The organism is Pseudoalteromonas sp. APC 3691, from assembly GCF_030408135.1.
Taxonomy (GTDB): domain Bacteria; phylum Pseudomonadota; class Gammaproteobacteria; order Enterobacterales; family Alteromonadaceae; genus Pseudoalteromonas.
In genome coordinates this window covers 19,044-36,910 of the sequence record NZ_JASDCB010000016.1, presented here as the reverse complement: position 1 = coordinate 36,910, position 17,867 = coordinate 19,044, and the positions used below count along the sequence as shown (strand labels likewise).

The window sequence follows — 17,867 nt, the reverse complement described above, 5'->3', positions numbered from 1 at the left end:
CAATCCTTAAAAGTCCTGAATTACTTGTTTTACTACACCGATTATTGTGCAGTTTCCGTTTATTGACATGGTTGGATAGCTATTATTAAACGGTTTTAAGTATTTGGTTCCGCCGTCTATAACAAGTTGCTTTAGCGTGGCTTCGTCACTTTCTTCTAGTCGTGCAACGACAACTCTACCATGCTCTGCTTGCATATTTGGATCGACAATAATTACAGAGCCTTCGGGTATTGACTTGCCGCCGGTAAAACTGGTCATGCTGTCACCCTTGACGCGTAAAGCAAACGCTTCATCACTTACGTTGGCGGTATGCTGATAAAACGTGGTGTCGGTTTGACGCAAGCTTTCCATATCTATTTCTTTCCATTTTCCCGCTTGCACCCATGAGATTAACGGCGCTTGATCTCTCAAATCGGGCCCAAGCTCTAATTCTACATTTTTATTAGGTGAACCTTTCCCCTCCATAAGCCAGGAGACGTTACACCTTAAAGCTTTAGCCAATTTAACTGCATTCTCGCCACGTGGCTTGTTTAGTCCGGTACACCATTGACTAACCGTTCCCTTAGATATTTTTAGTTTCCTTGCTATCTCAACTGCCTTTATGTCAACAGCGGCCATTTGCTCAGTTAGTCGGTCTTGAAATGTCATATATAAAGCCTAAAAGTATAGTTATCTAAACATCTTACTATTTAAGTGGTTCGTTTATCTTGACTTTCCGGGGTTCATAAAACTATACTCCCAGTTAAATTAATTAGGAGGTTCACATGAGAACTAGTGATGCAGTTTCATATTTTGGTGGGAAGTCGAAATTAGCTCAAGCTTTTACGCCGCCACTAACCAAGGGCTCAATAACTCATTGGTCGAATGACGGACGTGTCCCTCGTGGTCGTGCATTTGAATTGCAAATGATCACTAAGGGCGCGTTAAAGGTTGATCTTTCTCTTTATGAAAGCGATCAACCCAAATCAGCAGCGTAAGGAAACTATAAATGCTTTTATCTAAAAAGAGTACGAGAAACGCAAAACCAAGCGCTCGATGCCCACTAGAAGCCGCCGCAAGCATAGCAGGTGACTTTAATGTGTCTGAAATTGCGCGTGTTATGGCTAAGTCGCCAACAACACTTAGTAACAAGCTTAATACGAACATTGATTCGCACGTATTAACGCTGCAAGAGGCAATCGCCATTCAGCATATAACTGGTGACAACCGCATTTTAAATGCCTGGGCTCATAGCGAAGGCAAGACAATTGTAGATTTGCCGGACGTTGGTTTGTCGGATGATGAAGTTGCTGATCAGCTTTTAAAGCAACAAGAAACAATAGGCGATTTCGCTAAAACGTTTCGCCTTGCTCGTCAAAAAGGTTTCATTACTCAATCTGATTTTGATGCCATTCAAAAAAATGGCGATTCAATCATTACTACTGCGCTTCAACTTATCGCTGAAATTGAACAGATGGTTAGGCCTGATCCTAATGAACCAGTGGCAGCTAAGTCAGCATCGTTGAAGGTGGCGTGATGAGTGAAAAAAGTAAAGCTAATGATGCAACTTTATTGGCGGAAAAGGCGCTATTTGACAGCATCGAATATGACAAGACAGCAGAGAGGTTAGCCAATCTAATAGGCCAAGAGGCTGACACCTTGGGCTTTCATGGTAACGCGCGTGATGGGTTTGTTCTTGATATTGCGAATTATGTAAGAGGCCTACAAAAAGGATTCGTAAGCCGTTAAATGAGCGGGGAGTTAGCAGCCTATTTTGTCTTGCTCGTAAACGGAAGGCGATTTGCTGAATTCTTTTTCAAAGTTGATTTTAAGTAGCGTTAAGCCTTTCTCCGTTAGTTGGTAGTCAATTATGACTCCGTCAGAGCCTGCAGCTTGGGCTGATAGATAATTATTTTGAAGTAGGAAGTGTAGTGTTGCTTTTAAAAGTTGTGATTCGGTTTCGAGTCCTGAATTAAGGATCTCATATCTTTTTGTATTTACTTGAATTGGTAATGGGAATTGCTCTGCAAGTTTATTTAAAAGTGGCTTTGCAATTTCATTAAAAGAAGAAATATCGAATTTCATGTTTTTGTCCTTTTGTTTGTTGGTTTAGTAATTCGCACTTGCATGCTAGCAGACAAAAGGGCGCTTTTTAATCAGTTTTAATTTTAGGTTTTATTTATGGATTTAGCAGATAGCGCACAGCAAGAAATGGAGCACCACGAAGCGCTCCAGATTGCGAACTTAAAGCGCCCAGAAGTAGTGCCAACAGATGAATGTATTGAGTGTGGTAGTGAAATTCAAGAGGCGCGTAAAAAGGCGATAAAAACAAATTTGTGTATTGGTTGCGCAGAAATGCGCGAGTTACGTAGCAGAAACTACGCAACTCGCAGGTAAAACAAAACCCGCATCAGCTTAGGAGGCAGGATAGCGGGTTTCAATTTAGCGAGATAATTATGAACAATTTAGCAGAAGTTTACAAGTTCCCTGATAAACGAGGGAACGAAATTAATCAACATGACACAGGTGGTTATGTGAAAGCAGATATTGAGCAAGGTTATGACAGGCTAGCCCAAAAGCTAACTGACACGCTTGCAAACCCACCGGTAAAGCTAAGTGCGCGAGAGTATCAAATTGTATTTGCTGTGATCAGTAAAACGTACCGCTGGCAGAAAAAAAATGATTGGATGACGAATACACAAATTAGCAGTTTGACCGGAATTGATAGCACGAATATCGGGAAAATAATTAAAGGTTTGATCGCTAAGAAAGTGTTATTTCGTGATGGTAAAAACACTGGAATCAACCCTGTTGTTAGCGATTGGCAAGAAATAAACACTAGTCAAAAACAACTAGTTGAAAGCACCCCTAAAACTAGTCAAAAACGACTAGCTAACTCGTCAAAAACGACTAAAAAACTAGTCGAAAATGACTGCCACATAAGAAAAGAAACTAATACAAAAGATAATATAAAAAAAATAAACAAAAAAAGTCTGCTTGAATCTTTAGATTTTTCTACTTGGCCAGCCATGCCTAGCAATCAAATTTTTGATGACTGGATTGCTATGCGTAAATCCAAAAAAGCGAGCGTTAGTCAAACCGTGATTAACAACTTTGGGGCTCAGTTTCAAATTGCTTTTCAAAACGGGCTCAGTGTCGATGAGTGTTTATCCGAGTGCATAACGCGAAACTGGCAGGGTTTTAAATATTCTTGGATAGCTAACGCGAACCAAACTCAATATTCAAACACTGGCCAACGTCAATCAAACAACATTGGCGATCAGCTGGCTTACTTGCAGGACTCACTTTCTCACATTCCTTCACCACATGACGACGAGGTGTTGTGATGAATAACCAGTTACCAACAATCCAGCATGGCGATAAGCCACAAGCAAACAGCGTGCTTATTAAAATCATTGGTGACGAAGTGTTACCAGGACTTAAAGCTTACTACCCAAACAGCGATTTTAATTGGCGCGGTAACCTAGCGTTATTTGCAAATGAGTACGCTAGCCAGCTTTACGGTATGGGCATTGTTGCTAAGCACGTTCGCATGGCGCTTGATGCTGCCCGATTAAGATCAGCAACGGAACGACACGCACCAAATCCTATCGAATTTAAAATTTTATGCTTGCAGGCACGCGGAATGCCAACACTAGAACAGTGTATTGCTGAAATGAACGAGCAGCGCATTAAAAATTACGGCAAGGATAAAGAATGGTCGGAGCCTTTAGTTTATTGGCTTAACCAGCAAATCGCAGCAGCTCGCGCAACGCTAGCGGATAGCTCATGGCAAAAGATGGCTAAGGACCGATATACAAAACTTGCTGATAAGTACGGCAAGAATGAGTTAAGTCCGATACCGCTAAAAATCGAGTTTAACGAGCCACCGGCTTACTTGAAGTATGTGGGTTAATTCATGGCTAAATCATACGAGCAAGATCAAAAAGAATTTATTAGAGCGCTAAAAGAAATTTTAGGTGTTCACTATCAATCGGCCCTGGCAGATGCGAAGCAAGCAAAGGCCGCAGCTTTACAGGGAATTAAAAACCCAACACCAAAGCAATTAGGCTTTGCAACAGCAGAAGCTAATCGCGCAATGGCAAAAGCAGCTAAAGCGTGTGGCGTTGATAGCGTACCGCAGTACATCAAGGACCAAAAAGAGGCCGCAAAAAACAAACATGCACAGCGTAACAAGTCGCACAGCCAAAACAGGCAAGCGGCTAATCGTATGCAAGACGTTAAAGCGAGCCCTGGCAACTTCACATCAAAGAAGGTGCCGGCTAATCAAGGCTATTCGCTTAATGCTGAATTAGAAAAAACATTTAACAACGCAAGAAAAACAGCTTAGGAGCTAATTATGACGACAATTAAAAAAAGCACTTTTACTCAGTTATCAGCCGCCGGTGAGATTTTTTGCGATGGCTTTATTTCTAACGCAAAGGCACAGGCTGCAAAAGCTATTCAAGATGGTGCACAGGTAAATCATGATGCAGCGTTTGGCAATCTAACCAAGGCCGTAGCAGTGCTGGCAGATAAAAACCAGCTAGATAGACAGATGCGAGATGTACTTCTCACTATTGGCGCACATATTTTGGTGCAAGCCCAAAAAGAAACAGTGGCGTCGCAGCAGGAAGAGCCGGGACCAATTGAAAAACAAGGCAAGGCCGCCTAATGAGCAAAAAAGTTTTAACCGTAACAAATGTCCAATACTTAATGCCGCAGGTGGGCAAGGCTATTCGGGATATTTTAAAGCAGGGCAAAAATGTTGTTATTGAGTTTAAAGAGCACAAAGCAAAACGCTCTTTAGCTCAAAACAGACTGCTTTGGATGTGGAACCAGATAATTGCTGATTATTTTCGTGAGCACTACGGGCAAGAAAATAGCTCAGAGGACGTACACGAAGTATTTGTGCGTAGAAAGTTTGGTGTAAAAGTTATTCAAGCCGGCAACGAGGAACCAATTATCGTTCGCAAGCGAACGCGCAAGCTAAACACAAAAGAGTTTTGCGAGTATCTAAATTGGTTAGAGCAATACTGCGCTGAATATTTAGAGCTTTTACTACCACAGCCGGACGATCTTTATCACTTGGCTATGTACGGGGAGACAAATAATGTCAGTCATTAGTAAAAAAATAAGAAATAGTGCACGCGGCCAGCAATGCCAAGTGCGTATACCTGGCGTATGCAACCGCAACCCCGAAACAGTTGTGCTTGCTCATGTTGGCAAAGGCTCAGGCATGGGCCAGAAGTGTGATGATATTCACGCAACTTACGCATGTTCAGCGTGTCACGATGTTATTGATAGGCGTGTAGCGCAAGGAAGTGCAAACGAGTTAACTATATACGCTTACGAGGGCATGATTAGGACACAAAAGCTTTTACTCGAGCAAGAATTAATACAGGTGGCTAAATGAATTTAACGATAGGCATTGATCCCGACTTTGTAAAAAGCGGTGTTGCTGTTGTCCAGGGCAAAACAATCATTCACCTTGAGTCGCTAAGCTTTGTCGATATGTTTGAATACATAGCCGCAGCAGGGCCAAAAGAGAATATTTTAATAAAATTAGAGAACCCAAGCGCTATAAAGCCTCTTTTTGGCAAGAAGGTTCAAAACAAACGCGCTGTACGCGAGAAAATATGCCAGGACGTAGGCAAGTGTAAAGCGACCGGCACGCTAATACAGCAAGTGCTAGAAAGCCAGGGCTATCAAGTAAAACTGATTACACCACTAAAAGGCCCGGTAAAGCGGGAAGCTAAAAGAAGCGATAAGTATTTCAATCAAATTACAGGCTGGAAGGGCAGAAGCAACGAAGATAAGCGCGATGCCGCTTTGGTGGCGCTTTATGGATAATAAACCGCTACAACTAAGAATGACTCACGCACAGCATGTTTATGGGTGGATGCTAAAGCGGGGCGGGATTGAAACTTACGACTTATCTTGGCCGTGTTTAGCGCTTGAAGGTTTACTTGCTAAACCCGCAGATTTTAAGGCTCACAGCGAAGTTACCGCTATATTTAAACGTATGGGAGTGAGATAATATGCAACCAATTAAGCTACTTGCAAAGCTTACAACTAAAACGCTTAACCTCACTGGTACATTTGGTGGAAGTGGACAAGATGTTATTGATTGGCGAACAGCAGCCCATGCTTTAGCCGGTTTGCCACAATGCCAAACCAATTGGGCTTACTTTCGCTATGTGGGTGAAGAAACGCGACTTAACCGTGTTGTACGCTCGCTTACTATGCACATAACGTTATTCGTAAAGATAAAGCAGTACAAAGTTAAACCGGAAACACTAAACGGTATAGTAATGGCTGCGATACATGAATTTGTGCAACCTGTATGTGGTGAGTGTGATGGTAGTGGTTTAGTGCCAGGGCAAAAGGCGAATAACCTAAACGCTGAAATATGTATTAAATGCCATGGCCGGGGCAGAAAGACAGTATCAACCCGCAGTAGATGCAAGATTATAGGTATCGGGCATAAAAGCTACACTGATAGCCACGATGACATTACTAAAGAGCTACTGCGTTTAATAGCCTGCTGGGAAAGCGATATATTCAAGAATATACGCGTAAAGATGGAGGATGTTGCTTAGCATATGGTATTTGGTTGGAGTTCGTTCTAATCTAAAACATTCTAATATCAAAAGATTGCGACTAAGAGTATTTTCGCAAATTAAAGTGCGCAATGTGCGCAGCTTTAAGTTTGAGTAGCTCAAATCTGTTCTCATGTTCATTTGATGAATAAGTTTGGGTTTCATTATTTTTTGGGGATTATCCAGGCAGCTATGAGCTAACAGCGGTCACTCAGGGTTAATTGGCATTAGCTAATAGATACTAAGACGAAACTTTCCCCTGTTTTACATAGTGAAATAAACTTCAACAAGCATAATATTTATAGCTGGTAATAGCTTACACTATTTGCTATTAATATAAGTTCATAAGATAGGGTTTTTTTCGCGCTAAAATAGTGAAAGTACCCTCTGATAAAGCTGTTAGCTGCTTGGAGGTAATGTATGGATATGGAAATCTATCGAAAACAATACGATTTTGAAATGGAACAAAGAAATGGTATTGCTTCCGCAACCAACATCCCTATTGTTGCTTTAACTATTATCGGCGGGGCATTGTCTTCAGTAGTTATAGGTTTCAAATTCAATAGCAATATTCAAACATATCTTTTTATTACTTTTGTTTCCTTGTGTGCATTAAGCAAACTTTGGACTGTCTACTATATTGCGAGATCTTTCATTGGTTATGTTTACCAAAAAATTCCACCATCAAAAGAACTTGCTGATTATTTCAAATCTTTAAGAGACTGGCATAAAGAAAAAGGTGAGACGGATGATAAATCCAATGAACTAGCACAAACTGATTTTGATGAATATTTAAAAAATCGTTTTTCAGAAGCTTCAGAAAGAAATGGAAATAACAATATCATGCGTGGTAATTACTTACATGGCTCTACTGTTGCAGTTTCTGTTTCTTTTGTTCTTCTCGCTTGTGCTTCTCCATTATACATCTATCAAAAAGTTACTAGCGGCGTTCAGATTTACGAAGTTAAAATAATCGAAAATATAAAATCTAAAACAAAGGAAGTGAAAATGGCTGAAAATAACGAAACGACTAACCAAACACCGACGAGTGCAGCTGATACAACACCATCGGCTGCACCTGGTGCAAAGCCCCAAGGACCTGCTAACTGGGAATTTAAAGGGAATGCTGATATTGGAAATATTCAAACTAAAACCGATACTTCGAGCACGAAAGGTAAAAAGTAGCTAACAAATCAAGCCAAAGAAATGTAATTGAAATCGAATCAAGTGAGGAAGCTCTTAAAATTTATGCGGACAAAAGCTTTGATTCTAGAAAGCATATTTCTACAAGTTCCATTGGCAGCTATTTATTATTTTCCGCAGTGGTCTATCTTGAAAGAGGTGTGCTTTTTGCCTGTAAGTGGGATTCTTGGGGGGACGTATGAGCTGTTACCTAAAAAATATGAAAAATATATCGAACATTTAATTTAGTTACATATAACTCGACTTTAATCTAAACTTATCTCATATTGTTTACATGCAGAAATAATTGTGGGATGTTTAGTCTATAGGAAACGTCCTTCAAAGTTAGACTAAGGATAGTATTAAGCGTATAATCTTCGACCACTTCTGGTCTAGGCACATACTCTTCAACGAATTAAGGAATTTGATGACTCATCAGTTACAACCTGAATCGAACGCCAATAATATTTTAGAGCGAATATTTAATTATATAAGTGGCGGGCTTGAGATTGAGCTTTTTTCAAAATTGAGGCTAACAAGAGAAATTGATGCAATTGATGATCTTGAGCCTAAACTGGTTTTAAAAGGTCTAATGTCTTATGCTCTTGGTGACTTCGACCTAGGTGAAGAGTACATCAGAAGAGCAACTTATAATTATGGTATTACACCTTTTATTGCAATCAACCACGTTAATGCAATTAAATTGTTAGGACATTATAAATTAGCAGAAAGCTACCTCAATCAATATATAGAGTCGTTATCGCCTATAATGCTGATTGAAGCTTTAAATGAAGCTTGTACTTATCATGATTTTAAGCAAATAAATCATATATTGAGTAAACTTGAGCCTATGGAGACTGCTTTGGAACAATTTAAAGTTCAGATCGAAGGCGCTAAAGAAAAAGCTGAGTTTATCTCTTCCTTTTCAGAGCAAAATAATATTAGTGAATGCACAATCTATAAGTATTTCGACATTACAATAAAAACTTTAGAACAGTGTAAATTAGTATATTTGGGGTCAGGGATAAACTCATATGAATCGGAAGGTTTAGACATATATTTTAAAGTTGATTACTCTGTTGAAGATGTAATCTCTTTAAATGAAAGGTTAATTGATAATCTCCTTGAGTCTGATTTCTATAATACATGTATTAGCACTAGGTTTAGACCTTCAAATTAGGCTTATAAGGAAATATCTATGTCTGTATGCGCAAATGATTTTTTTTCTCAGGCAGAATATTCATTAGCTCACCCTAATGGAGAAATTTCAAATAGGTGCAGTATTAAAAACTCTTATTATGCTGCTTACCACCGAGTGAATGAGATTCTTTCGGAAGAACCAATACAGTACAAAGGAACTGGAACTCACCAGAGTTTTATTGAGTACTTAGACGGTGAAGCATATAAGTATGAAACGATTGAAAAAGTGAAATTGAGGAGGCTTGCTATTTATCTAAAGCAACTTAAAGTTTCAAGAACTCAGTCTGATTACATATTAGATGATGATATAACAATTGGCGATGCTAAAACTCAGCTTGGACTTTCGACAAACCTATTTAAGTTGTGTGATGAAATTGAATCACAAAAAGTCGCGTGAAAAGTTGCCAATAAATCAACGCTTACATTTATAATATTAACAACATCAATACTTCGATTTAGACTTTTCTCAAGCTATATTAGGTTTATATAACTAAATGGGCCAATTCATTGAAACGTATAAGCATAGACATACTACCCCTTTCTGCCTGCCCAAGCTATGAGCCTAAATTACTGCGCAATGTGCGCGACTATAACTTATTGATTAATAATAATTAGCGAAATATATAACAATTATATTTACGTAAACGTGCGATTAAATGCGCTCCGATAACGCAGTGCGCAAGTGCGTCGAAGTAATGCATGAAGTAAGGACATAACCATGCAAGATAAACTCACCAACATAGAAGTTCAGCCTGTAGGATATGGCGAGCACTGCCAATTTACACTGCGCATACATATTGATGCAGAATATCTCGAAGCGTATTTCAATAGGAACGATACCAAAGCAACGCTTGCTTATAAGTTAAGAGCTTTGGCTGAAAAATTAGAGGTGAGCGCTTAATGGGTAAGTTTAAAAACTGGTTTATTTGGTTAACAGCTGGGTACTTAACACTTATTATTCTGTTATTTTTGTTTTATGCTTTTCAAGTAAAAGATGGTAGTTGGGGCAGTTTTAGCGATGTTGTTATTGCCGTGTATACGGTGCTTATCGCATATACTACAAACATGTTATTAGTAGTAGGTTGGCTTACAAGTAACTCTTGGATTGATCAAAGTAAGCATCATTCAGCAAAGGAGTTACACCAATCATTATCGAAATTATATTTTATGGCTCACGAAATTAAGTCTAAAAGTATAGATCTTAATTTTGTCAAAAGTTTTGATATGCTTACAGCCGCAAACTACCACAAGCTTTCAAGTGATGGTGAGATAATTTTTCAAAATGCCCAAAAGAACCTTTCTCAAGACGAGATTTCAGATTATTTAAATTATGTAAAGCCCATTTATAAAAACATATCGGAAAAGATGGAAAAGCAGCTTATTTTAGACAGGAAAAAGATTAGTTCATTTAAATTCGAAGTCATGACAAGTTCTAGCCCTTTTGCACAAAGTATTGAACAGTCAAATATAGATATAATAGGTAAAGTGAACGAAATAATCGTGATGGAAAGCGACTTCCATGACACAGCTAAGCCACTATTTGAGTCTCTCAAAGTTGCTACAGGATATGAAGGTTTTAAGTTAATACATATTCCTGATCCAGTTCAAAACGAGTTGTTTAATAATGTTTGAGAGTAATTTTAATAAACTCATTTCACTTAGTGATTTACCCGACGGTATAACAGGCTTAATTGAAAAAAACAAAGACGCGACCTTTTATGGTTTAGCTAGCGGTCGTTCGATGGAAGGTGTTGGTATATTTGATGGTGATGTGCTTTTGATTGATAGAAGCTTGAACGTTGAGCCTGGTGACGTAATAGTTGCTGTACTAAACGGTCAGTATGTTTGCAAAATAGCAGACCTTAAAAACAATCAATTACTGTCTGCAAGTGATGAATACGAACCTTACGTACTCAAAGGTGGTGACGAATTCACTTTAGAAGGTGTTGTAGCCAGCTCTGTGCGCATGCATCGAGGAAGTATAAAAAATACTATTTAAGGTAAAGCTATGTTGTTTAAAGTAGAAGTTTGGAATGAGAATAGAGACAGTATGCAAACTGTTGAATTGGAGTTTGTGCTTTGTGGTTGGGGAATTGGTGGAACTGGATCTATATGGGATAACAAAGATGCAAGTCCTGATGGTGATGTGTTATTTGATATGTTGCGCGGTCAATTTTATATAGGTATACCAATGCAAGCTCCTGATGTTTTATCTGATATTTGGAAGTCTATTGATTTAGGGCGTATAGAATACGAAGAGGCTCAAAATCGTTTAACTCAATTGTTTAATTGGATTAACGATTGCCATATATCAAAACCAAGGTGGGATGATTAACTTGCAAACCCCCCAATCCTGATATACTATTTTCCATGTTGAAGAAATCCGCTTAGTTTATGACTTGGCGGATTTTTTCGTTTCTGTACTACGTAGTTGCTACCCATTTCGCCCGACTTAACCAGTTGGGCTTTTTTATGCGCGAAACAAAAGGCTAACAATGAAAGCAGGAAAGTTAATCGCACTTGGTTTGTCTGGTGTACTTGCGGCAGCTGGCGTAACAGTGGCAACGTTTGAAGGTAAAGAGCTAACAGGTTATTTAGATCCCGTTGGTATTGAAACAGCTTGCTATGGTCATACTAAAACAGCTATAGCGGGAAAAGCCTACACAGAAGATGAATGCTTAGGCTTGTTGGCTCAAGACTTGGACGAGCATAACAGCATGCTAATGGACGCTGTGAACGTAGAGCTAAGCCAAGGCGAGCACATGGCTTACTTATCATTTCATTACAATATCGGCAGTGGCAATTTTCGCCGCAGCTCATTACTACGTTATTTAAACGAAGGTCAACGTTTGCGTGCATGTGATGAATTACCACGCTGGGTTTATGCTAAAGGCCAAAAGCTACCAGGCTTAATTACTCGCAGAGAACAAGAGCGCAAAATGTGTATTGAGGGCGTGAACAATGCTAAAGCTACTCAACATTGAAAAGATCGTTATAGCAGCGTTACTTGCCGCACTTGCTTACTCAGCGTATCAGCTCGCTTCATTAGACGATGATCTAAAGCTGGCTAATCAAACTATCGAAGCTAAAAACGCAACGATTGAAAGCCTGTCCATACAATCAGAATACTTAGCTCAAAGCGTTAAATTAGGTGAAGAGCAAAACATCAAACTGATACGTGAGCGCGAATCATTATCACGAATCAATCAAGAATATGAAACAAAGGTGAGCAACTTAACAGGTAGCTTACATCAAGCGCAATTCAGCATCGAACAATTACGAGAGTCTAGCAATGAGAAAGTTAATCAATGGGCTAATGATAGCGTTCCTTGTGATGCTGTCCGCTTGCTCAAGTACGCAAGAGCCGCAAGTTGTGACAAAAACGGTAGTACAAACGCAATACCAGTACTTAACTCCGCCGGGCGAATATCTCTTAAATTGTAATATCGAAGAACAGCACATTGATATGAACGCTGGATTGCTCGCATATGCTCAGTATTTAGAGTTCGTTATAGACCAATGCAATGAAAACATTAACCGAATCAAACAGTGGGCCAGTGAGAACAATGGATAAATCAACAACAGTGGCAAGTTACACCGCAAGTATTGGCACCGCAGCAGGCGGGCTTTTATCGCTAAATACAATTGCGCTAATACTCGGCATAATTTTTACAGCCGCTACGTTTTTTATTAATTGGCGAAGCCAGCATAAACGTCACCAACTTGAACTAGCAAAACGTGCTGAAGATGCGGAATTTCATCGTGCCAGAATGGCGGAGCTGTTAAAAGATGACGAGCGTGCACTTAGTGAGCTCAAGGACTCCAACGGTGATAAGTAGTGTCAAAATGGGACGATTTAAGCGCGCTATTTCTAAAAGAGCATGCTGAAACTGGTATAGGGCCGCGTGAATTTTGCGAAAGTAACAGTATCAACTACGCGACCGCCAGACGATATATAAAACTCCCTCAAGCCAACTTAAAGAAACCACCAAAAGCGAAAGAGCGTAAAACCAAGGAAGGAAAGCAAAAGCCGGGTGTTAAGCCCGGCAGTAGAAATCTGCATTTAGTTAAGCATGGCGGATACACAAAGTATTTCAATAACGATATTAACGAACTCGTTGAAGCCACATCATTAGAAGATGAGCTAGACCTCTGTAGAGCACGCATTCATTTAGTAATGGATGCTATTCATGGTATTCAAAAGCTATTAGATGATCCCGACACTAATAACGAAGCAAGAACGCGGCTCTATGAGTCAATGTTTAAGGCTGAGAATGCACTTGATAGGAACGTTCAGCGCGTTGAGTCGATAATTAAAACGCTGTCTAGCCTTGAAACAGATACATTGGCACGCGGCAAGTTGATTGCTGAAACGTCACGCATTAAACAACAAACACAAGCGCTGGTTAACGCAACCAAGCGCGGCAAATATCAAGCAGAAATTTCAGAGCATGAAGCAGCAAAAGCACGCAAAGAAGCTGGCGGCACTAGCAAGCTTGATGATTTCATTGATAAACGCACAGGCGGTTTAGATACCGTGGTTAGTCAGTAATGCAACCCAAACTAGCTAAATACCCTAAAAGCACTTGGTTAACACCAGAAGAACGCTTTGAACTAGATGAAGTTGAGCTGTTAGAGCGTTGCGAGCCATACCTTGATTGTTGGTGGTGGCGAATAAACAACTTATACATCATTGCGGACGAGAAAGGCCGTGAGGTTTTATTTCGTTGTCGTATAGCGCAAACCGTGTTGTTTATGTCGATGTGGTTTTTAAACATCATCTTAAAAGCGCGTCAATTGGGGTTTAGTACAGCAATACAGGTTTTTATCCTGGACCATGCCATGTTTAACGACAATAGGCAGTGCGGGGTAATTGCCCAGGGCAAGGACGAAGCCGGCGCAATATTTTCCTCAAAGATATTGTATCCCTATGAGCGGCTACCAAGTTGGTTAAAAACAGGTAAGCGCTCAGTTAAAAGTAAAACAGGCACCGGCATTAAGTTTAATAATGACTCATGGATTCGAGTCGCTGTTTCTTTCCGTTCGGGAACCTTGCAGGTTTTGCATGTATCTGAATACGGCAAAATATGCGCTAACTACCCATTACGAGCAGACGAGGTTCAGTCGGGCTCACTGAATGCGGTACATGAAGGCTCTTATATTTTTATAGAGTCAACAGCAGAAGGCGCAAGCGGTAACTTCTTTGATATGTCAGTCGATGCGATGGAGCTTTTAGCGTCAGGCTTAATGCTTGGCCCGCAAGACTTTAAATTTCATTTTTACCCTTGGTTTGATGATCCTAAGTATGTAGCAGCTGTGCCGCCGGGTGGCTTAAAGCTATCAAAGGAAAAAGCTAAATACTTTAAAGCGGTTGAGAAAGCTAACGGCGCAATACTCACAGACGAGCAAATTAGCTGGTACATAGGCAAGGAGCGCAACCAAAAAGGCAAGATGAAGCAGGAATATCCATCTACACCGATGGAAGCATTCTTAACGTCAGGCCGTAAAGTGTTTGATAGTGATGATTTAATGCGTGCCGAAGGGCGATGCGTTAAGCCGTTACTTGTTTATGATCTTGAGCCATACACCGGCAAGCGCAAAAAAATGAACGGCAAAGTTGATTTAAGCGCTAAAGGTGGCGATAAGCTGGCTCAATCAACACTTGGTTTCTTTCTTGTGTGGGAATTACCAGACGAGAACGAAGATTATGCGATCGGTGCCGATGTTGCCGAAGGATTGGAACACGGCGATCGCAGCTCATTAGACGTTGTTGCCAGATCGGACGGGCGACAGGTAGCACATTGGTTCGGTCATATAGACCCTAAGCGGTTTGCACATATAAACAAGCATATCGGACTTATGTATAACAAGGCCTATATCGGCGTTGAGCGAAACAATCACGGTCATGCAACACTTCAAGAGCTTGTTGAGATTTACCCAACTAGCCGGATTTACACGGAAGAACACATTGATCGTGAAGATACGGACGAAGAAACACGCAAGGTAGGCTGGCATACAAGCGCACAGTCAAAGCCAATTTTAACGAGTGGGCTTGATGAACTGCTTACTCACGATAAAGACGGCATTGTTTGGCGCGGTACAGTTAACGAGCTTAATACGTTTGTTTACGACAAAAAAGGTCGAATGGGCGCGCAACAAGGCGGCTTTGATGACCAAGTAATGAGCTATGCAATTGCACAAGAAATGCGAGTCAGAATGCCTAAGCGACTAATTAAAGATAATACACCTGCACCACATAACCCTAATCATTGGATGGCACGATAACAAATGGCTGATCACGTAAAATCAAATAAAGACGGCTTTACGCTAGATAAGCTGTTAACGCTACTAGGCGATATAGATAGTCAACCGGATTGGCGCACACCAGCAACTAAGGCTTGCGCTTACTATGATGGCGACCAATTAAGCGAGGCAGTACGAAAAGTATTGCAGGATCGCGGACAGCCAGAAATAGTGCACAACATGATTGGGCCTACTATTGATGGCGTACTTGGTTTAGAAGCTCGCTCACGCTCTGATTTAATGATTGTGGCCGATGATGAAAACGGCGAAGAACTGGCAAAAGGCCTAAATGAGAAGTTTAAGGACGCGTGGCGTTTATCTCATGCTGATCGCGCTTGTTCAGATGCGTATGCTAGTCAATTAAAAGCTGGCATTGGCTGGGTAGAAGTCACAAAAAACCCTATTCCTTTTGCCGCACCTTATCGTGTTAAGTTTATTCACCGCCGCGAAGTGTGGTGGGATTGGAACGCACAAGAAGCAGATCGCAGCGATGCACGTTGGATGCTACGTAAAAAATGGATGGACCTGGACGAAGCGCTTGCAACTTTCCCTGATCACAAAGAGATTTTAAAAAACTCAGTTAATTTGTGGGAAGATTTTTACAACACAGTTGATAAAGAGCATGTAGAAGAACACGCGTTACATTCAGCATGGCACGACAGTCAAAGTTGGACTCGCGGACAAAGCGAGTGGCTAGACCAAACTCGTAACCGCGTATTACTGCAGGTTATCTACTACAAAGTATGGAAGCGTGCACACGTTATTAAAATGAGTGACGGGCGCATTATTGAATACGATAAAACGAATCAAATACACCAAGCGGCAGTGCAAAGCGGTAAAGTACAACTTGAGTACGCTTCTTTCCCTAATGTTCGTGAAGCGTGGTTTGTTGGCCCTCATCGCATTATCGACAGACCAAGTGAAGCGCCGGGCGGCATGTATAACTTAGTGCCTTTCATTGGCTACCAAAAAGATGCAAGCGGCGAACCTTACGGCCTTATCAGTCGAATGGTGCCAGCGCAAGACGGTATTAATGCGCGTATTATACGCCTTAACTACTTACTGCAAGCACGTAGAATTGTTGCCGATGAAGATGCGACACAATTAAGTAATGACAGATTAAAAGAAGAAGTTGAAAAGCCGGACGGTTATATACCATTAAACCCGGAGCGTAAAAATAAACTAAAAGCCTCTGACGCGTTAAGCATTCAAAACGATGTAGGTATAGCTGCGCAGCAATTTAACCTCATGCAAAACGATATGAAGTTAATCCAGGATACAGCCGGCGTTTATAATTCCATGTTAGGCCAAGACAGTAATGCGACAAGTGGTGTTGCTATTTCTAACTTGGTTGAGCAAGGCACAACAACACTTGCTGAATTAAACGATAACTTTCACTTTTCACGTAACAGAGTTGGCGACTTGCTACTTGCTTACATTATCGAAGCGTTAAAACCTCAAAACAACATACCGGTAACTGTTAACCGTGATGACAAGGCCAAGCGCAAGCAGATTGTACTTAACCAGCCTAATGAAGAAGGTAAGCGCAATAACGATGTTGCGCGCTGGAAAGGCCACTTAGCATTAGCACCGGTTAAAGCTACGCCAACGTATCGCCAACAACAAGCAACGCTATTAAGCAATGTAATGGCGCAAATACCGCCAGAAGCACAAGCAGCGACAATGCCTATGTTCGTTGAACTAATGGACCTACCGAATAAAGAGGAATTTTTAGCTACTCTACGCCAGGCGTTAAACATACCTAAGCCTCAAGAAGATATGAGCGAAGAAGAACTTGCACAAGCAAAAGCCCAAGCTGAAAAAGCACAGGCAATGGAACAGCTACAAATGCAAGAAATTCAAGGCAATCTTGAAAAGCTAACTCTTGAGCGCGAACAGCTAAAAGTAAAAATTATTGAATTACAGAAGAAAACTGAAACAGAAGAAGTTAAAGACGACAAGTTGATAGCTGAAACTGAAAAGATTTTAAGTGAAGTACGCAGAAGCAATGCTGAAATAGCGGCAATGAAATCAAACGTACAAGCAAACATTCAACAGCAACTAGACGCAATACAGGTGTAGCAATGAAGCAGCTAGAGAGCATAGGGCACATACCAGAAGATCACATTGAACAAATACAAGCCATTGCAAAAATGTGTCACGAAGTTAATCAAGCTTACACAGCGGTAATTCGTGAGCCATTAAAGCATTGGCATGAGCTAGAGCAGCCAGAAAAAGACGGTGTTATTGAGCATGTGGCGTTTTTAATTATCAATATCGATGCTGATGCTAAAGCATGGCATGACGCTTGGGTTGCAAAAATGATTGTTGCCGGCTGGAAGTACGGACCTAAACGCTCAATCAAAAGCAAAACGCATGAGCACCTGAAGCCATTTCATCACTTGCCAGAAAAACAGCAAGTCAAAGATGCGCTATTTCATAGCGTAGTTAAACAAGCCATTCACGCGGGGTAAGCATGAACATACTCAAGCACTGGTTTTTAAAATACATAATGCCAGCGTTTGAGCCGGCTAAGATAGAAAAATCAAATGACGCGGTACGGCCTGCGCCTTATTTAAAAAATGGCCGGCGAGTTACAGT

General features: G+C 40.7%; 29 protein-coding genes. 27 read left to right on the top strand and 2 right to left on the bottom strand.

Annotated elements, in window-relative coordinates; genetic code table 11:
• Positions 1 to 6: 6 nt before the first annotated feature.
• Entirely contained in the window at positions 7 to 648 is a 642-nt protein-coding gene (locus QL998_RS07390) for a S24 family peptidase (protein WP_290192442.1), read from the bottom strand.
• A gap of 116 nt (positions 649 to 764) precedes the next feature.
• On the opposite strand from QL998_RS07390, the gene QL998_RS07385 reads away from it, so the two are divergent.
• From QL998_RS07385 to QL998_RS07375, 3 genes are read left to right on the top strand one after another with little or no spacing between them, the layout of a single operon-like run.
• The gene (locus QL998_RS07385; RefSeq protein ID WP_138686903.1) at positions 765 to 977 is read left to right on the top strand and encodes a Cro/CI family transcriptional regulator; all 213 of its coding nucleotides are present in this window, start codon (positions 765 to 767) and stop codon (positions 975 to 977) included.
• 11 nt (positions 978 to 988) lie between these two features.
• Positions 989 to 1,516: a phage regulatory CII family protein gene (locus QL998_RS07380; protein ID WP_290192441.1), complete on the top strand. Its 528-nt coding sequence runs from the start codon at positions 989 to 991 to the stop codon at positions 1,514 to 1,516.
• A complete protein-coding gene (locus QL998_RS07375) occupies positions 1,516 to 1,728 on the top strand; it encodes a hypothetical protein (protein ID WP_290192440.1) in 213 nt (70 codons plus the stop codon). The genes QL998_RS07380 and QL998_RS07375 overlap by 1 nt, the downstream gene beginning before the upstream one ends.
• A gap of 12 nt (positions 1,729 to 1,740) precedes the next feature.
• Here the strand turns inward: QL998_RS07375 and QL998_RS07370 are convergent, their stop codons facing one another.
• On the bottom strand, positions 1,741 to 2,064 hold the full coding sequence (locus tag QL998_RS07370; protein WP_290192439.1) for a hypothetical protein: 324 nt from the start codon (positions 2,062 to 2,064) through the stop codon (positions 1,741 to 1,743).
• Positions 2,065 to 2,160: 96 nt separating this feature from the next.
• On the opposite strand from QL998_RS07370, the gene QL998_RS07365 reads away from it, so the two are divergent.
• From QL998_RS07365 to QL998_RS07250, 24 genes are all read left to right on the top strand, one after another.
• Positions 2,161 to 2,376 carry a hypothetical protein gene (locus tag QL998_RS07365; protein ID WP_121953873.1) on the top strand — a complete coding sequence of 72 codons (216 nt, stop codon included), beginning with the start codon at positions 2,161 to 2,163 and terminating at the stop codon, positions 2,374 to 2,376.
• A gap of 59 nt (positions 2,377 to 2,435) precedes the next feature.
• Positions 2,436 to 3,326, top strand: a complete 891-nt coding sequence (locus QL998_RS07360; protein ID WP_290192438.1) for a replication protein — start codon at positions 2,436 to 2,438, stop codon at positions 3,324 to 3,326.
• Positions 3,326 to 3,895, top strand: coding sequence for a hypothetical protein (locus tag QL998_RS07355; RefSeq protein WP_290192437.1), 570 nt, complete (start codon positions 3,326 to 3,328; stop codon positions 3,893 to 3,895). Before QL998_RS07360 ends, QL998_RS07355 begins: the two co-directional genes overlap by 1 nt.
• A 3-nt stretch (positions 3,896 to 3,898) precedes the next feature.
• Entirely contained in the window at positions 3,899 to 4,330 is a 432-nt protein-coding gene (locus tag QL998_RS07350; RefSeq protein WP_290192436.1) for a hypothetical protein, read from the top strand.
• 9 nt (positions 4,331 to 4,339) lie between these two features.
• The gene (locus QL998_RS07345) at positions 4,340 to 4,654 is read left to right on the top strand and encodes a hypothetical protein (protein WP_290192435.1); all 315 of its coding nucleotides are present in this window, start codon (positions 4,340 to 4,342) and stop codon (positions 4,652 to 4,654) included.
• Positions 4,654 to 5,106, top strand: coding sequence for a recombination protein NinB (locus QL998_RS07340; RefSeq protein ID WP_290192434.1), 453 nt, complete (start codon positions 4,654 to 4,656; stop codon positions 5,104 to 5,106). The genes QL998_RS07345 and QL998_RS07340 overlap by 1 nt, the downstream gene beginning before the upstream one ends.
• Positions 5,093 to 5,395: a DUF1364 domain-containing protein gene (locus QL998_RS07335; RefSeq protein WP_290192433.1), complete on the top strand. Its 303-nt coding sequence runs from the start codon at positions 5,093 to 5,095 to the stop codon at positions 5,393 to 5,395. Before QL998_RS07340 ends, QL998_RS07335 begins: the two co-directional genes overlap by 14 nt.
• A complete protein-coding gene (locus QL998_RS07330) occupies positions 5,392 to 5,832 on the top strand; it encodes a hypothetical protein (RefSeq protein WP_290192432.1) in 441 nt (146 codons plus the stop codon). Before QL998_RS07335 ends, QL998_RS07330 begins: the two co-directional genes overlap by 4 nt.
• A complete protein-coding gene (locus QL998_RS07325; RefSeq protein WP_290192431.1) occupies positions 5,825 to 6,019 on the top strand; it encodes a hypothetical protein in 195 nt (64 codons plus the stop codon). Before QL998_RS07330 ends, QL998_RS07325 begins: the two co-directional genes overlap by 8 nt.
• Position 6,020: 1 nt before the next feature.
• On the top strand, positions 6,021 to 6,581 hold the full coding sequence (locus tag QL998_RS07320; protein WP_290192430.1) for a hypothetical protein: 561 nt from the start codon (positions 6,021 to 6,023) through the stop codon (positions 6,579 to 6,581).
• A gap of 420 nt (positions 6,582 to 7,001) precedes the next feature.
• Positions 7,002 to 7,766, top strand: coding sequence for a hypothetical protein (locus tag QL998_RS07315; protein WP_290192429.1), 765 nt, complete (start codon positions 7,002 to 7,004; stop codon positions 7,764 to 7,766).
• Between the two features lie 424 nt (positions 7,767 to 8,190).
• Entirely contained in the window at positions 8,191 to 8,943 is a 753-nt protein-coding gene (locus QL998_RS07310) for a hypothetical protein (RefSeq protein ID WP_290192428.1), read from the top strand.
• 18 nt (positions 8,944 to 8,961) lie between these two features.
• Positions 8,962 to 9,360 carry a hypothetical protein gene (locus QL998_RS07305; RefSeq protein ID WP_290192427.1) on the top strand — a complete coding sequence of 133 codons (399 nt, stop codon included), beginning with the start codon at positions 8,962 to 8,964 and terminating at the stop codon, positions 9,358 to 9,360.
• 321 nt (positions 9,361 to 9,681) lie between these two features.
• Positions 9,682 to 9,864, top strand: coding sequence for a hypothetical protein (locus QL998_RS07300; RefSeq protein ID WP_290192426.1), 183 nt, complete (start codon positions 9,682 to 9,684; stop codon positions 9,862 to 9,864).
• Positions 9,864 to 10,595, top strand: coding sequence for a hypothetical protein (locus QL998_RS07295; RefSeq protein WP_290192425.1), 732 nt, complete (start codon positions 9,864 to 9,866; stop codon positions 10,593 to 10,595). Before QL998_RS07300 ends, QL998_RS07295 begins: the two co-directional genes overlap by 1 nt.
• Positions 10,588 to 10,962, top strand: a complete 375-nt coding sequence (locus tag QL998_RS07290; RefSeq protein WP_290192424.1) for a S24 family peptidase — start codon at positions 10,588 to 10,590, stop codon at positions 10,960 to 10,962. Before QL998_RS07295 ends, QL998_RS07290 begins: the two co-directional genes overlap by 8 nt.
• Before the next feature lie 51 nt (positions 10,963 to 11,013).
• Positions 11,014 to 11,298, top strand: a complete 285-nt coding sequence (locus QL998_RS07285) for a hypothetical protein (protein WP_290192423.1) — start codon at positions 11,014 to 11,016, stop codon at positions 11,296 to 11,298.
• Between the two features lie 160 nt (positions 11,299 to 11,458).
• Positions 11,459 to 11,947, top strand: a complete 489-nt coding sequence (locus tag QL998_RS07280) for a lysozyme (RefSeq protein WP_290192422.1) — start codon at positions 11,459 to 11,461, stop codon at positions 11,945 to 11,947.
• Entirely contained in the window at positions 11,925 to 12,407 is a 483-nt protein-coding gene (locus QL998_RS07275) for a hypothetical protein (RefSeq protein ID WP_290192421.1), read from the top strand. The genes QL998_RS07280 and QL998_RS07275 overlap by 23 nt, the downstream gene beginning before the upstream one ends.
• A gap of 80 nt (positions 12,408 to 12,487) precedes the next feature.
• The gene (locus QL998_RS07270; protein WP_290192420.1) at positions 12,488 to 12,802 is read left to right on the top strand and encodes an HP1 family phage holin; all 315 of its coding nucleotides are present in this window, start codon (positions 12,488 to 12,490) and stop codon (positions 12,800 to 12,802) included.
• The gene (locus QL998_RS07265) at positions 12,802 to 13,515 is read left to right on the top strand and encodes a hypothetical protein (RefSeq protein ID WP_290192419.1); all 714 of its coding nucleotides are present in this window, start codon (positions 12,802 to 12,804) and stop codon (positions 13,513 to 13,515) included. Before QL998_RS07270 ends, QL998_RS07265 begins: the two co-directional genes overlap by 1 nt.
• The gene (locus tag QL998_RS07260) at positions 13,515 to 15,248 is read left to right on the top strand and encodes a terminase (protein WP_290192418.1); all 1,734 of its coding nucleotides are present in this window, start codon (positions 13,515 to 13,517) and stop codon (positions 15,246 to 15,248) included. The genes QL998_RS07265 and QL998_RS07260 overlap by 1 nt, the downstream gene beginning before the upstream one ends.
• 3 nt (positions 15,249 to 15,251) lie before the next feature.
• Positions 15,252 to 17,348 carry a hypothetical protein gene (locus QL998_RS07255; protein ID WP_290192417.1) on the top strand — a complete coding sequence of 699 codons (2,097 nt, stop codon included), beginning with the start codon at positions 15,252 to 15,254 and terminating at the stop codon, positions 17,346 to 17,348.
• 2 nt (positions 17,349 to 17,350) lie between these two features.
• Positions 17,351 to 17,740, top strand: a complete 390-nt coding sequence (locus QL998_RS07250; protein ID WP_290192416.1) for a RyR domain-containing protein — start codon at positions 17,351 to 17,353, stop codon at positions 17,738 to 17,740.
• Positions 17,741 to 17,867: the final 127 nt, after the last annotated feature.

Coding starts and splice junctions, on each gene's coding strand:
- QL998_RS07390 (WP_290192442.1), bottom strand. CDS start 648: ATGACATTTCAAGACCGACTAACTGAGCAAATGGCCGCTGTTGACATA.
- QL998_RS07385 (WP_138686903.1), top strand. CDS start 765: ATGAGAACTAGTGATGCAGTTTCATATTTTGGTGGGAAGTCGAAATTA.
- QL998_RS07380 (WP_290192441.1), top strand. CDS start 989: ATGCTTTTATCTAAAAAGAGTACGAGAAACGCAAAACCAAGCGCTCGA.
- QL998_RS07375 (WP_290192440.1), top strand. CDS start 1,516: ATGAGTGAAAAAAGTAAAGCTAATGATGCAACTTTATTGGCGGAAAAG.
- QL998_RS07370 (WP_290192439.1), bottom strand. CDS start 2,064: ATGAAATTCGATATTTCTTCTTTTAATGAAATTGCAAAGCCACTTTTA.
- QL998_RS07365 (WP_121953873.1), top strand. CDS start 2,161: ATGGATTTAGCAGATAGCGCACAGCAAGAAATGGAGCACCACGAAGCG.
- QL998_RS07360 (WP_290192438.1), top strand. CDS start 2,436: ATGAACAATTTAGCAGAAGTTTACAAGTTCCCTGATAAACGAGGGAAC.
- QL998_RS07355 (WP_290192437.1), top strand. CDS start 3,326: ATGAATAACCAGTTACCAACAATCCAGCATGGCGATAAGCCACAAGCA.
- QL998_RS07350 (WP_290192436.1), top strand. CDS start 3,899: ATGGCTAAATCATACGAGCAAGATCAAAAAGAATTTATTAGAGCGCTA.
- QL998_RS07345 (WP_290192435.1), top strand. CDS start 4,340: ATGACGACAATTAAAAAAAGCACTTTTACTCAGTTATCAGCCGCCGGT.
- QL998_RS07340 (WP_290192434.1), top strand. CDS start 4,654: ATGAGCAAAAAAGTTTTAACCGTAACAAATGTCCAATACTTAATGCCG.
- QL998_RS07335 (WP_290192433.1), top strand. CDS start 5,093: ATGTCAGTCATTAGTAAAAAAATAAGAAATAGTGCACGCGGCCAGCAA.
- QL998_RS07330 (WP_290192432.1), top strand. CDS start 5,392: ATGAATTTAACGATAGGCATTGATCCCGACTTTGTAAAAAGCGGTGTT.
- QL998_RS07325 (WP_290192431.1), top strand. CDS start 5,825: ATGGATAATAAACCGCTACAACTAAGAATGACTCACGCACAGCATGTT.
- QL998_RS07320 (WP_290192430.1), top strand. CDS start 6,021: ATGCAACCAATTAAGCTACTTGCAAAGCTTACAACTAAAACGCTTAAC.
- QL998_RS07315 (WP_290192429.1), top strand. CDS start 7,002: ATGGATATGGAAATCTATCGAAAACAATACGATTTTGAAATGGAACAA.
- QL998_RS07310 (WP_290192428.1), top strand. CDS start 8,191: ATGACTCATCAGTTACAACCTGAATCGAACGCCAATAATATTTTAGAG.
- QL998_RS07305 (WP_290192427.1), top strand. CDS start 8,962: ATGTCTGTATGCGCAAATGATTTTTTTTCTCAGGCAGAATATTCATTA.
- QL998_RS07300 (WP_290192426.1), top strand. CDS start 9,682: ATGCAAGATAAACTCACCAACATAGAAGTTCAGCCTGTAGGATATGGC.
- QL998_RS07295 (WP_290192425.1), top strand. CDS start 9,864: ATGGGTAAGTTTAAAAACTGGTTTATTTGGTTAACAGCTGGGTACTTA.
- QL998_RS07290 (WP_290192424.1), top strand. CDS start 10,588: ATGTTTGAGAGTAATTTTAATAAACTCATTTCACTTAGTGATTTACCC.
- QL998_RS07285 (WP_290192423.1), top strand. CDS start 11,014: ATGCAAACTGTTGAATTGGAGTTTGTGCTTTGTGGTTGGGGAATTGGT.
- QL998_RS07280 (WP_290192422.1), top strand. CDS start 11,459: ATGAAAGCAGGAAAGTTAATCGCACTTGGTTTGTCTGGTGTACTTGCG.
- QL998_RS07275 (WP_290192421.1), top strand. CDS start 11,925: ATGCTAAAGCTACTCAACATTGAAAAGATCGTTATAGCAGCGTTACTT.
- QL998_RS07270 (WP_290192420.1), top strand. CDS start 12,488: ATGAAAACATTAACCGAATCAAACAGTGGGCCAGTGAGAACAATGGAT.
- QL998_RS07260 (WP_290192418.1), top strand. CDS start 13,515: ATGCAACCCAAACTAGCTAAATACCCTAAAAGCACTTGGTTAACACCA.
- QL998_RS07255 (WP_290192417.1), top strand. CDS start 15,252: ATGGCTGATCACGTAAAATCAAATAAAGACGGCTTTACGCTAGATAAG.
- QL998_RS07250 (WP_290192416.1), top strand. CDS start 17,351: ATGAAGCAGCTAGAGAGCATAGGGCACATACCAGAAGATCACATTGAA.